Source organism: Sphingomonas sp., assembly GCF_019635515.1.
Classification (GTDB): Bacteria; Pseudomonadota; Alphaproteobacteria; order Sphingomonadales; family Sphingomonadaceae; genus Sphingomonas.
In genome coordinates this window covers 603,895-617,208 of sequence record NZ_JAHBZI010000001.1, presented here as the reverse complement: position 1 = coordinate 617,208, position 13,314 = coordinate 603,895, and the positions used below count along the sequence as shown (strand labels likewise).

Genomic DNA, 13,314 nt, shown 5'->3' with positions numbered 1-13,314 from the left:
TCGTCCTTTTCCCAACGCCCAATTAACTGGGGCGATACGGGGGGAAGACAGATATGCGTAATTTCGGGACGTATCAGCAGTTGATGGCCGGAGCGGCCGCCATACTGTGCGTAGCGGCTGCGAGTCCGGTGATGGCTCAGACCCGGACCTTCGATGTCCCCGCTGGTCCAGCCACCCGAACGATCCCGATTTTCGCGAAGCAAGCCGGCGCGCAAATCCTCGGCAGCGCCACCGAATTGCGCGGCAAGCGCACCAAGGCGGTCAAGGGAACCTATACAGTCGAGGAAGGCCTCAGGCGACTGCTCGAGGGCACCGATCTAGGCAAGACCTCGACCGAAGGCGGCATCGCGATGATCGGCCTGTTGCAGACGGGAAACGGGCAAGCCGGGTCAACCGCTGACCCGGATGGCGACGAGGCCGGCAAAGCCGAGATCCTGGTCATCGGCAATCGCAGCCGCAACGTCGATGTCAGGCGCACGGAGAACGACGCCCAGCCATATGTTGTATTCAGCCGTGACGAAATCGAATCGTCCCAGGCAACGACGGTCGAAGAATTCCTGCGGACGCGCCTGACGCAAAACACCGCCCCCAACGGGGCGGCATCTCAGGAAACCGGGCGCGGTTCGAACTTTTCGAGTTTCAACCTTCGTGGCCTGGGCGGCACCGGTACGAATGGCGCGCTCCAGACCCTGATTCTTGTCAACGGGCGACGCCTTCCCGTAGTCGCCAATCAGAATCAGACCCCTCGCCAGGCCGACATCAACGGCATTCCAGTAGGCTCGATCGAACGGATCGAGATCCTTCCGTCATCGGCCGGCGGCATCTATGGCGGCAATGCCGTCGGCGGCGTGATCAATATCATCCTTCGGAGTGATTATCGCGGCGTTGACCTCACCGCGACCTACAATGACACCTTCGATTTTCATGCGCCTTACGGCCGGCTGGATATCAATGGCGGCTTTGCGCTGGAAGGCGGCAGAACCACGGTCACCTTTGGCGGCGGGATCGCTAAATCCGGCACGTTGCGCGTCGGCAACCGCCTCAATCTCACGCAACGTGGCATCGACCTTTATCGTCGCAACGTCGATATCACGACATTGGCGACGCCCCCCGCCAGCAATGGCGTGAATATCCGTAGCACGACGGGCGCCAATCTTGTGCTCGACCCGCAATATGGGGGTGCGAATCTCGGCTCCGCCTTTACGACGCTGCCGCTTGGTTATGCCGGTGTCTCGAGTGACAATGGCGCTTTGTTGCGGACGAATGCGGGCACCTACACGCTGACGCCGCCGGACGACCTGCAGGGCCTTCGCCGCGGCATGCTTTCGTCTCCGGAAACGCGGTCGTTCAACGTCAATTTGCGCCGGAAGTTCTCGGACCTGTTCGACCTGTTCACCGACTATTCGCACTTCGAGAATCGGTCGGTCAGCTACAGCGTGGGCACCCTTAACAACTCGGTGACCCTGGCCGCTGCCGCTCCGAATAATCCCTTCCAGCAAAATGTGCGCGTGACCTTCCCGGTGCAGGGCGTCAACCTGCCGTTTCGGTTCAAGTCGGTGACCGACACGTTGAGCGTCGGCACGATCGTCCGCCTCGGGAAAGACTGGGCGCTCAATCTCGAATATAACAAGACCTGGACCAAGAGCAGCGGCTCGAACTATTCGACGACAATACCTTCGGCGATAACGACATGCCTCAGTTCGGGCGCCGCAACGTGCAACGGCGGGCCAGGCCTCAACCCGTTTCAGTCACCGATCGACTTCACGCCCTATATCTACCCTGATCCGACTTTCGTGAGCGGGCCATATGGGTCGCAGTTCAACAATCCCTCGCTACGCGTAGCCGGACCGCTGTTCACCCTGCCCGGAGGCAAGGCCAATCTTACCGTCGCCGTCCAGCGGGAATCGACGATCATCGACACATCCCGGAACTCCTTCTCCGATGGAACTGCGACCGGCCGAAACTATTCGATTTTCCCGGGCCGCAAACAGTCCACGACTTCGGAATATGGTGAAGTAACGCTGCCTCTGGTCGGCGCCAAAAGCGGGATTCCCTTGATCCGTGAGCTCGAACTGCGCGCAGCGATTCGCCACGACGCCTATTTCACAGCGGCCCCGCCGGGCGGCGATACCTATATCAACTATTCGCTCGGCAACGGCGCGTTCTACGATCAACCGGGCGGTTTCGGCTCGATCAATTCAAGCGATCCCAACGTCGCCATCCCGGCTTTCACGCGCGTCGAATCGCGCTTCAAGAGCACGAATTTCACATTCGCCGGCCGTTGGTCGCCGCTCGAAGGCGTCATGTTCCGCGCCAGCTACGCGACGGGCTTTCTGCCGCCGAACGTGATCCAGGCGGCGGCGACAACAGCGCTGGGTGCCCAGTTCACGCCCGATCCGTTTCGCGGCAATCTCGCCGAGGGCTATCAGTACACCGTTCTATATGCCGGGAATCCGAACCTGCAGCCCGAAAAGTCGCGCAGCCTGTCGGCAGGCGTGATCCTGACGCCCTTCAATGGTTTCCGTTTCTCCGCTGATTATACGCGGATCGCCAAGAAGGGCGAACTCGGCGTGCCAACCGTAGCGCTGGTGCTCGCCAATCCCGACCTGTTCCCCGGGCGTGTCGTCCGCGCGGCGCCGGGTGCCGGTGATCCGGCAGGGTATCTCGGACGTATCATCTCGATCGATTCATCGCCGATCAATTTCCTGAGATCCCAGATCCAGGCGATCGATTTCCAGGCCGATTACGCGTTCAAGACCTCGAAATGGGGCGACTTCCGCCTCTATGCGCTTGCCACCTGGCAGCCGGACACGGTCCGGCAGCAGACGATCGGTCTTCGCCCGCTCAATTTCACCGGTAACAGCGACGGCCCGCTCGAAGTGCAAGGAAACGCCGGGATCGACTGGACGATCGGTAAGCTCGCCGTCCGGTGGAACACCCAGTTCTACAACAGCTACAATATCTACAGCACCCAGGACACAAGCGTGGTGGCGGGGCAGAATTCGGTGAACAGCGCGATCGCCAATCAAGGCGCACGCCGGGTGCCTAGCCAGTCCTATAGCGACCTGTTCCTTTCCTATGACTTCAAGGACGCTGGCGGTGTGCTGGGCGGGGTTCGCGTGTCGGGCGGTGTCCAGAACATCTTCAACAGCCGGCCGCCGATCATCGCCATCAGCAGTTACAACCTGGCGGGCTACAGCACCTATGGCGACCCAAGGCTGCGGCGGTTCACGCTGAGCGTTCGCAAGTCCTTCGGTCAGTAACGAAAAATTTCCTGCCGTTCGGCGCGGGGGCGATGCTCCCGCGCCAGTTTCCCTGCGTAACCAAGGATCGAATATGACGCTGCGCCACGCTATGATTGCCCTGTTGCTCGGTTCCACGTCGCTGTCGGCGGCCACCGCCCAAACGGCTCCCAAGCGCGGACAGCGTCCTGCCGCGATCAAGCCGGCTGCGGCACCGCTTCCGATCGTCACGATCGCGTACGAAAAATTCACGCTCCCGAATGGCCTGACGGTAATCGTCCACGAGGATCACAAGGTGCCGGTGGTCTCGGTCGCGACCTATTATCATGTCGGCAGTGCGAACGAGACCCCGGGCCGCACCGGCTTTGCGCACCTGTTCGAGCATCTGATGTTCAACGGTTCCGAGCATGCCAACGACGATTGGTTCAAATTCATGAACGAGATCGGCGCGACGGGGATGAACGGTTCGACCGGCAACGACCGCACGAACTATTATCAGACGGTCCCCAAGTCCGGTCTCGATCGCGTGCTGTGGTACGAATCCGATCGCATGGGCAATCTGCTGCCGGCGATCGACCAGGCCAAGCTCGATGAGCAACGCAAGGTCGTTCAAAACGAAAAGCGCCAGGGTGCCAATTCCCCGAAAGGCGCGCTCCCCGATTTGCTCTACGCGTCGATCTATCCGGCCGGCCATCCCTATAGCTGGACGCCGATCGGATCGATGGAAGATCTGAACGCGGCATCGCTCGACGATGTGAAGACGTTCTTCAAGAAATGGTATGGGCCAAGCAACGCCGTGCTCGTGCTGTCGGGGGACATCACCGTATCGGAGGCGCGGGACAAGGCCGAGCGCTTCTATGGCAATATTCCCGCCGGTCCCGCGCTGCAGCGGCAGGAGGAATACATCGCCAAGATGGTCGGCAACCGGCGTGCCACGCTGGAGGCGGACGTCACGACGCCACAGCTCGTCAAGGTTTGGAATGTGCCGGGCTGGTCGAGCCGCGACGCTCAAGTGCTTCGCCTTGCGGCCAGCGCCCTGGCGGATGGCGAAAACAGTCCGATGGAGAAGCGGCTGGTTCGCGATCTGCAGCTCGCCAGCAACATCGATGTCAGCGTGCAGCTCCTCGAGCTCGGCTCGCAGTTCGTGATCGAGGCGACCGCCCGGCCCGGCGTCAGCCTGGCCCAACTCGAAACCGCGATCGACGAAGAGATGGCTAAGTTCCTGCGCGACGGGATCAGTCAAGCAACGCTCGACCGGATCAAGTTCCAGCGATACGCCGCCAATGTCCGCGGCCAGACCTCGACCATGGGCAAGGCGCAATTGCTGGCCGAGGCCCAGCTTTACGCCGGCACGCCGGATTTCGCGACCAGGCGGCAGGAGTTCACCCGCGACGCGACGCCCGAGACGCTGCTGGATACCGCGCGCAAATGGCTGTCGGACGGATCCTTCACGGTCGAGGTAAAGCCGTTCGGCAATCATACCGTCTCGGGCAAGCCGGTCGATCGCGCCGCCAAGCCGCCGCTCGGCCGGCCAGACGCCTTTTCGTTGCCGCCGCTTCAGGGGGCGACGCTGTCAAATGGGATCAAGGTCTTGCTGGCCGAACGGCATGACGTGCCAACCGTTACGATGTCGATGATGTTCGATATCGGCGCTCTGCCCGAGCGCGATCCTGCCAAGGAGGGACTGAGCACCGCCTTCGCCCTGGCATCGACCGGTACCACGTCGCTGTCCGCACTCGAGATTTCGCAGCGCCAGCAGGAATTGAGTGCTGGAATCGCGTGGCAAAACAACAGCGAGACAACCCGGTTCGGGATGAACGTGCTCAAGCCGAAGCTCGACGAGGCGCTCGACCTATACGCCGATATCCTGCTCCATCCGAGCTTTACCAAGGGGGAATGGGACCGGCTCTATTCGCTGTTCAAGGCGAATTTCGAGGAAAACAAGCGTTCGCCGGGCGGCAAGCTGGCGCTGATCATCGGAGAGATGGTCTATGGTCCGGGCCATCCCTACGCCAGCGTTTCCACGCCGGAAACCGTTGGCCGATGGACGGTGGACGATTTCCGTGCCTATTACCGCAAATGGATCCGTCCTGATCTTGCGACGATCCTGATCGTCGGAGACACGAGCCTAGCCGAGATGATGCCGAAGCTCGAACAGCGCTTTGGTGGTTGGCGAGCGATGGGGCCAAAGCCGGTCAAGGCGCCCCTCCCGCCGGCAAAGCTTCCTGCTCGGCCTCGAATCGTCCTGGCTGATCAACCAGGCGCGGAATCTTCCCTTGTTAGCGTCGTCGAGACAGGGCCTGCGCGCGCCGCCGCAGATTACGACGTGCTGAATGTCGTCAACACGGTAATTGGCGGCAATTTCGTATCGCGTTTGAACTTAAATCTACGAGAAGAAAAAGGCTGGTCTTACGGTGCGAAGTCGCAGCTTACCGAAGCACCGTTACTAGGGCAGATCAGCGCCGGCGCCGTGGTCCAGACAGACAAAACTGCTGATTCAATGCGCGAGATCGAGCGCGAATTGCGAGAACTCGGGACGACCCGCAAACCGACGGCCGCGGAAATCGCCATCGCGAAAAACGCGATGTTGCTGGGCCTCTCGGCGGAACTGCAGGATCCCGGCGGCGCAATGAACCTTTATCGGAACGTCATCCTGTACGGCCTGCCGGACAATTATTGGAACGACTATGTCCAGCGTATCGACGCCTTCACACCCGAACAGGTTCAGGCTGCGGCGACGAGGCTTTACCGTCCGAATGAGCTCACATGGTTCGTGGTCGGCGACCTGTCGAAAATCGAGGCGGATATACGGAAGCTGAATTTCGGTGAGGTGATGGTCTACAACGCCGATGGCAAGCGCGTGCGATGACCATCGTGATGTGCGCTCAGTTGACGGCTCATCTGCGGAAGCGGTGACGTGACAGCCCTTAATAACCAAGGGGCCTCTCGAACCCTAGCTGGACGGCGCGGGCAGTCATCCTGCTGACCGAGGAGCGGGGTGGTGCGACCGGCACCCCGCTCTTCAAGGTCGGCTGCCACGAAGTGCCGGGCAATTACTGCCTTCGACAAAACCGGCCGTCCGCGCGAACAAACCCGGCAATCCAGAACGATGCGGCAATACGCCGTCGGTTCATCGCGAAGGTCGTGATGCGATCACCATCGCCGGCCCGATCAAATCGCTGGAGATCGCTACCAGTGGCAGCCCGACGATCAGGCACCGATGACACCCTCTCTTGACGGAAATGGCGCTCCATACACCACCCGATCGGGCACTCGGAACATTGGGAAATTTTGATTGCTCACGCGTGAAGCGCCCACATCGCAACAGCATAACCGACGGCGAAGAATGCCGACTCGGAATATGCGACTGGGGTCCAAGACAGGACAATACGCATTGACCGCGCCGGCAGGGACGCGAACGCCGGCACGGAAGGGCGCCAGCGTCCGGCTGCGGATCTAGCCGCCTTCGTCGCGGCTCACGAGAATATCATCCCATCGATCAGCTTGCGTGCCGTGCGTAGCATGTCGGCTTCGATCGGGGCGCCTGCTTCGTCCAACGTGACGACGCATTCGGTGACGCCGGTGGGATGCTCGACGCCCGGAGCCTTGTCCTATCATCAGGCACGGTTGCGAGCGCGGCGGCGGGCGAGCCCGCTTGAGTTCAGCGGTAGCTCCGGCCCAATCCAGTGGGCGGAGCGGAGGTCGCCGCCCATTTCCTACAAAACGCCCCAATCAGGACCCAAGCGCCACACTTGGAAAGCGCGATCCAATGGTTTTCTTCCTTCCGAGGCGTAAATTAATAGTCGGCAGCCCACCCGCAACGGACAGAATTCTATTTTAAATGGAATGAGATTCCATTAAGCCTATCGTATGTTGGGTTGCCCGCCAGAAATTGATGCTCGCACGCTCCTTTTTGTGCCTGGCGACCGGCCCGAGAGATTCTCGAAGGCGCGGGGATCGGGCGCGCAGGCGATTGTCCTCGACCTGGAGGACGCAGTGCTACCGGCCGCCAAAGACGCTGCGCGGCACGCCGTTTTTGATTGGCTTGGGCAGGCGAAAGGATCGATTGTCCGGATCAACGGTGCCGAAACGCCGTGGTTCGAGCACGATATCGCTGCGGTCGCGCAATCGACCGCTTCGGCGATTATGCTGCCCAAAGCCGACGCGGACGCACTTCACGCGCGTAGTTGGCCAAAGCCCGTTATAGCATTGATCGAGAGCGCGGAAGGCCTCGCCACGGCGCGCGTGGTAGCGCAACACCCCGACGTCAAGCGATTGGCCTTCGGCGCGTTGGATTTCGCTCTGGACCTGGACTTCATCGGCCCCGATACCGCCCTCGACGGCTTTCGCCTGGAACTCGTCATCGCCTCGCGGCTGGCGGGCATCGCCGCGCCGATCGACGGGGTGTCGGTGATGATCGACGACGAAGCATCCGTGTTCGAGGACGCGCGGCGCGCCCGTTCCCTCGGCTTCGCCGGCAAGCTCTGCATTCACCCGCGTCAGCTTGAAGCGGTTTCACGCGCATTCCATCCGTCGGTGGAGGAAATCGCCTGGGCCAGGCAAGTGGTCGGCACCGATACCACGCGCGGTGCCGCGAAAATCGAGGGAACCATGATCGACGAGCCGGTCAGGCGCCGCGCCGCGCGCATCCTGGCATCGCTTTGACGGTCCTCTGCGTCGCGCTCACGCGGCCTCGGCGGCCGCCCGCCTCTCCACGATGACCTGCTGAATGGCCGCGCGCGACAGCGCGAGCGCGACGCAGCATATCGCCAGGGCGATCGTCGAGACCATCGCGAGCGAACGGCCAAGGCCGTTGTCCTGCGTAAAGACATGGTCACTGAGCAAGCCGGTGAACAGCGGCGCCAGGCCGAGACCGACGACGGTGATCACCAGCAGGTGGATCGACATCATGCGCCCGCGCATCTGGCCGGGGGTCATCAATGTGAGCGCCGTCGCCTGAAGACTGCTGGAGGCGCTGGTCAGCACCATACCGATCGCGAGCAGCACCAGCGCGGTGGTACGATCGGGCACGATATAGGCCAGGCCCAGGATCGGCATCTGGACGAGTGCCGCCCAGAAGATCGTCCGCACCGGCGCATCGGCCATGCCGCGGCTGAGCAGCTTGTCCGAAAGCGCGCCGGCACCCACCACGCCACAAACCCCCGAGATCATCAGGACGACGCCCAGAACACCGCCGATCTCCTGCGGATTCATCGCGTGGGACCGCGCGAACAATGCCGGCACCCAGAGATAGGGAATGTAGACCGAAACGACCGCGCAGGAGAAGCCGACAAGGGCGCCACCAAAAGCGCGCCAGCGCCTCGCCATCATCCGCAGCACTGCCGAAAATGGCGGCGGAGCGATCGACCTGGCCTTGCGCGGAGCCTCCCGCACCGTAGCCAGGAACAGGGCTGCCAGCGGGAAGCCCAGCGCGCCCATCGTCACCATTGCCAGCCGCCAGCCCGTAAGCGTTCCCAGCAAGGGCAGCGTCACGCTCGTATTCCCCGCCCAGTGGACCAGCGCTCCACCGAAAACCATCGACAGGCCCCCGCCAAGGCCGACGCCCATCGAATAAATTCCGATCGCCAGGCCCTGCCGCTCCGGAGAGAACCGGTCGCCGATGGTCGAATAGGCGCCGGGCGCAAGCGAACCCTCCCCGACCCCGACGATGGCGCGCGCGAACATCAATGTGCCGAGGCCCATCGCGAGACCGCCGCCGCAGGTCGCGATGCTCCATCCCAGCAGTCCCGCCAGGATCAGGTTCCGGCGATTGTAGCGGTCGGCGATCGCCCCGAACAACAGGCCGAAGCTGGTGTAGAACAGGGCGAACCCGAAACCCATCAACAGGCCCATGCCGGTGTCGCCGATCTGAAACTCCTGCCGGATCGGCTTGACGAGCAGGCTCAGCAATATGCGGTCCATGAAGGACAGCACATAGACCGCCATCAGGATCGCCACGACGTAGAAGGAATATACGATCGAGCCGTTGCCTTCGGTCGATTTCGCAGCGTCCATGACGATCTCCGTTATCCGGTATGAGCGGCGCGCATTCCCCGGCGGATCGCGCGCAATACAGGCCGCGAGCGATCAAGCGCGGCCTGATCCTCTCCCAACGCGGGATGCGCGCCGATGCCGGCGGCTCCCAGGAACTGGGCGCATACCGGCAGGTACAGGCCCGGCACGGCGCCCTCTGGCGTATCGACCTGGCGTGCGAGCGGCGGCAGCGCGCGGGTGTCGGGATCCGATGCGGCTTCCTGCATCGTCTTCACCAGCGTGACACACACGTCCATTCCGCTGAACAGCGCGATCCAGTGATCGGCATCCTGCCGCGCAATGATATCGCCGATCGCACGGCGCGTCGCTTCCGGATCAGCCGCATCGTCGCGCAGTGCTTCCGCCAGATCGAGGGCGTCGCAGAACCTGTCCCAGAAGCGCTGCTCGATCGGCGCCGCGGCCAGGTATCTGCCATCGCGTGTCCGGTAGAGCTGGTACCGCGGCGAGGCCCCCGTCAGCCGGTCGCGACCCGGCTCGGGCCATTGGTCCAGAGCCAGGCCATAGCCGAGATAGGAATAGGGGAAGGTCAGCAGATTCCCGGTAATCCCGATATCGAGCCACGCCCCCTCCCCCGTCAAATCCCGCTGGCGCAGCGCAAGCAGGATGTTGAGCACCGCGGGAAGCGAGCCCGCGCCGATGTCTCCGACCAGCGTGGCCGGCAAGACCGGCACGCCATCGCGATCACAGGTCAGCGACAACAGGCCCGCCTCGGCCTGGTAATTGAGGTCATGTCCCGCGATTCTGGCCCTGGGGCCGGTCTGCCCAAAGCCGGTGATCGAGCATAGGATGATCCGCGGATTGATCGCGCGAAGCGCGTCATAACCCAGCCCCAGCCGCGCCATGACGCCCGGGCGGAACTGCTCGATCACGACGTCCGCCTCGCGGATCAACGGCCGCAGGCGATCGATGCTGCCGGGTGCCTTCAGGTCGATCGCGATACTGCGTTTGCCGCGGTTCAACAGCGCGAAGCACAGGCTGTCCTCGCCGGCTTTCGGCACATAGCCGCGAAGCTCGTCCCCTTCGGGCCGCTCGACTTTCATCACTTCGGCCCCCGCCGCCGCCAGCATCAAGCCGGCGAACGGTCCCGGCAGGAGCGTCGCGAATTCGAGTATCTTCACGCCTGACAGAGGCTGGATTTGCTTGGCCTTGGCGGTCATTGCGCGGCGCCCCTTTTCTGCTTGCGCGCGAGCTCCTCCTTGAGCTGGTATCCGGCTTTGACCCGATCCCATGTGGCGTCGGTGACGCCAGCGGCGCGCAACTCGCCTTTCTGGATTTTCTCGGACTGGGTGCGCGGCAGATTGTCGAGGAACTCGATATATCGCGGCACGGCGAAGTACGGCATCCGTTCCTCGCACCAGGCGACGAGCGCTTCAGGATCGAGCGTGAATTCGCTGCGCAGCACGACGCACGCCTTCACTTCGTCCTCGCCCCCCTCCTCCGCGGGCACACCGATGACGGCCACATCCGCGACGGCGGGATGCTGGCGGATCGGCGCCTCCACTTCGAAGGAAGAGATATTCTCGCCCCGGCGGCGAAGCGCGTCCTTCAACCGGTCGACAAAATAATACCAGCCGTCGGCATCGCGGCGCAGCCCGTCGCCGGTGTGGAACCACAGGTTGCGATAGGCCTCGGCGGTCTTCTCCGGCATCGCCGCATAGCCCGCGTTGATCGTCCAGGGGAGCTTGGGCCGGACGAGCAGTTCTCCGACCTCGCCGACTGCCACTTCCTCATCGGTCTCGGGATCGGCGAGCCGAACGTCGAACCATTGATCGACCAGCAAGCCGCACGATCCTTGCGGCGGCTCGGCATCGGGCGGGGTCATGAACGGCAGGCAAATCTCGGTCTGTCCGAACGCTTCGTGAAACTGCTCGATGCCAAAGCGCTCGCGGTACGCGGCCGCCTTCTCGTGCGGACCCGGGACAGAGAAAACACGGCGAACACCGTGTTCGCGGTCATCCGCCCGCGCCGGCTGCCCGTAAACAAAGGGCAGCATCACGCCGAGCGTGTTCGTCACCGTCGCCCCGGACCTCCGCGCCTGGCTCAGCCATTCGCTGGCGCTGAACCGGTCGTAGAGCACGCATCGCGCGCCCGCGATCATGCAGGGATAGAGGCAGAGGAACTGCGCGTTGGCGTGAAACAATGGCAGCCCGATGAAATAGCTATCGTCCGGCCCCAGCCCGACGAGCTGCGCGCTTTCCTCCGAAAAGAGATAGGTCTGGGCATGCGGCATCAGCACGCCTTTGGACGGTCCGGTGGTGCCCGAGGTGTACATGATCGCGGCGAGATCCTGCGGACGAACCCTTACGTCGGGCGCGCTGTCGTCTGCGTCGTACAGGTCCGCCAGCGCGTACACTTCACCGCGCCAGCCTTTCGGCAGATCGAGTGCGCCCGGATCACCCGAGACTATGATCCGCGCTATTCGCGGCATGTTCGGCAGGCTTTCCCGAAGCCGCTCGGCAAAGCCGGCGTCGATGATGATCGTGGACGCTGCGCTTATATTGGCCTGATGCTCGAAGAAGGCGCCCTTGAGCGCGACATTGATCGGCGCCTCGACCGCGCCGAGCTTGTTGATCGCGAACCAGGCAAACACATAATCGAGCGAGTTCGGCAGCATGAGCACCACGCGGTCGCCGAAACCCACGCCGATCCGCGCGAGCCCGCGGGCGAAGCGGTTGGAGCGCCGTTCCGCTTCCGCATAGCTGATCGGCTGTCCATCCGCCGTCCATTGCAAAAACGGCTTGTCCCCCAGCACCTGCGCCTGGTGCGCGAGCACCTGCGGCAGCGTCCATTGCGATCTCGGAAAATGCGGCTCGAAATGGGGGAAATGGCGCATCGCGGCAGCGCTCAATACGATTTCGGCAAGTCGAAGACCCGCTCAGCGATATAGGATAGAACGAGCGACTGCGGGATCGGCGCGATCCTAAATATCTGTGCCTCGCGCAGATAGCGTTCGACGTGATATTCCCGCGCATATCCCATGCCGCCATGGATCAGGATCGCCTGTTCGCACGCCTCGAATCCTGCCTCGGCGGCGAGCCACTTCGCGGCATTGGCCTCGGCGCCGCACGGCTCGCCCCTGTCGGCTAGAGACGCGGCCTTGAACGCCATCAGGTTGGCGGCCTCAAGATGACACCAGTTGGACGCGATGACGTGCTGGACGCTCTGGTTCTTGCCGATCGGTCGGCCGAACACGACCCGCTCCTTCGCATATTGGCTTGCCCGCCTGAGTGCCGCGCGGCCCAGGCCTACCGCCTCGACCGCCGCCAGGATCCGTTCGCGGTTCAGGCTGTCGAAGAGGTAGTACAGCCCCTTGCCCTCTTCCCCGATCAGATCTTCCTTCGGCACGGGCATGCCGTCGTAGAACACTTCGTTGGAATCGACCGCGGCCCGTCCCATTTTCGGGATTTCGCGGATCTCGGCATATCGGCGATCGAGATCGGTATAGAACAGGCTGAGCCCGTCGATCTTGCGCTTGGTCTGATCGGCCGGTGTCGTGCGGGCCAGGATCATCACCTTGTTCGCGGTCTGCGCCGCCGAGGTCCAGATCTTCTTGCCGCTCAGGATATAGCGCTGCGCGCCCTCGTCCCATTCGGCTTTCATCGCGATGCTTGAAGTATCGATCCCGGCGTCCGCTTCGGTGACGCCGAAGGCGGCGCGGTCCTCGCGGGCGATAAGCCGTCCGATCCAGCGCTGCTTCTGCTCGTGCGACGCGTATTTCAGGATGGTGCCGGGCGTGAAGACGTTGACGTGTATCGACGAGCATGCGGCCATGCCGCCGCCCGATTCCGCGATCGTCTGCATCATGATCGCCGCCTCGACATAGCCCAGACCAGCACCGCCATACTCCTCGGGCATGACAATGCCGAGATAGCCGTTCTCGGCGATCATATCGGCGAACTCGTGCGGGAATTCGTGCTTCTCGTCCTTTTCCAGCCAATAGGAATCGGGAAAGCGCTCGCAGATGCGCGCGACACCGTCGCGGACCGATTGCTGAATCTCGTTGAATTCGAATTCCATG

The 13,314-nt window shown here is 62.8% G+C and carries 7 protein-coding genes; 3 read left to right on the top strand and 4 right to left on the bottom strand.

Annotated features, from left to right (window positions below; genetic code table 11):
- Positions 1-53: 53 nt before the first annotated feature.
- From KF730_RS03095 to KF730_RS03085, 3 genes are all read left to right on the top strand, one after another.
- The gene (locus KF730_RS03095) at positions 54-3,263 is read left to right on the top strand and encodes a TonB-dependent receptor (protein ID WP_294092170.1); all 3,210 of its coding nucleotides are present in this window, start codon (positions 54-56) and stop codon (positions 3,261-3,263) included.
- A 73-nt stretch (positions 3,264-3,336) separates the two neighbouring features.
- Positions 3,337-6,111, top strand: a complete 2,775-nt coding sequence (locus tag KF730_RS03090) for a pitrilysin family protein (RefSeq protein WP_365972930.1) — start codon at positions 3,337-3,339, stop codon at positions 6,109-6,111.
- A gap of 1,001 nt (positions 6,112-7,112) precedes the next feature.
- Positions 7,113-7,907, top strand: a complete 795-nt coding sequence (locus KF730_RS03085; RefSeq protein ID WP_294092169.1) for a CoA ester lyase — start codon at positions 7,113-7,115, stop codon at positions 7,905-7,907.
- Positions 7,908-7,925: 18 nt separating this feature from the next.
- Here KF730_RS03085 and KF730_RS03080 read toward each other — a convergent pair whose 3' ends face one another.
- The 4 genes from KF730_RS03080 to KF730_RS03065 are packed head-to-tail and all read right to left on the bottom strand — an operon-like array spanning position 7,926 to position 13,313.
- Positions 7,926-9,257 carry an MFS transporter gene (locus KF730_RS03080; protein WP_294092168.1) on the bottom strand — a complete coding sequence of 444 codons (1,332 nt, stop codon included), beginning with the start codon at positions 9,255-9,257 and terminating at the stop codon, positions 7,926-7,928.
- Positions 9,258-9,268: 11 nt separating this feature from the next.
- Positions 9,269-10,453: a CaiB/BaiF CoA-transferase family protein gene (locus KF730_RS03075; RefSeq protein ID WP_294092167.1), complete on the bottom strand. Its 1,185-nt coding sequence runs from the start codon at positions 10,451-10,453 to the stop codon at positions 9,269-9,271.
- The gene (locus tag KF730_RS03070; protein WP_294092166.1) at positions 10,450-12,129 is read right to left on the bottom strand and encodes an AMP-binding protein; all 1,680 of its coding nucleotides are present in this window, start codon (positions 12,127-12,129) and stop codon (positions 10,450-10,452) included. The genes KF730_RS03075 and KF730_RS03070 overlap by 4 nt, the downstream gene beginning before the upstream one ends.
- Positions 12,130-12,140: 11 nt before the next feature.
- Positions 12,141-13,313: an acyl-CoA dehydrogenase family protein gene (locus KF730_RS03065; protein ID WP_294092165.1), complete on the bottom strand. Its 1,173-nt coding sequence runs from the start codon at positions 13,311-13,313 to the stop codon at positions 12,141-12,143.
- Position 13,314: the final 1 nt, after the last annotated feature.

Bases quoted from the DNA above. Each gene is read 5' to 3' on its own strand.
- KF730_RS03065 (WP_294092165.1), bottom strand. From the start codon at position 13,313: ATGGAATTCGAATTCAACGAGATTCAGCAATCGGTCCGCGACGGTGTC.
- KF730_RS03085 (WP_294092169.1), top strand. From the start codon at position 7,113: ATGTTGGGTTGCCCGCCAGAAATTGATGCTCGCACGCTCCTTTTTGTG.
- KF730_RS03075 (WP_294092167.1), bottom strand. From the start codon at position 10,453: ATGACCGCCAAGGCCAAGCAAATCCAGCCTCTGTCAGGCGTGAAGATA.
- KF730_RS03070 (WP_294092166.1), bottom strand. From the start codon at position 12,129: ATGCGCCATTTCCCCCATTTCGAGCCGCATTTTCCGAGATCGCAATGG.
- KF730_RS03090 (WP_365972930.1), top strand. From the start codon at position 3,337: ATGACGCTGCGCCACGCTATGATTGCCCTGTTGCTCGGTTCCACGTCG.
- KF730_RS03095 (WP_294092170.1), top strand. From the start codon at position 54: ATGCGTAATTTCGGGACGTATCAGCAGTTGATGGCCGGAGCGGCCGCC.
- KF730_RS03080 (WP_294092168.1), bottom strand. From the start codon at position 9,257: ATGGACGCTGCGAAATCGACCGAAGGCAACGGCTCGATCGTATATTCC.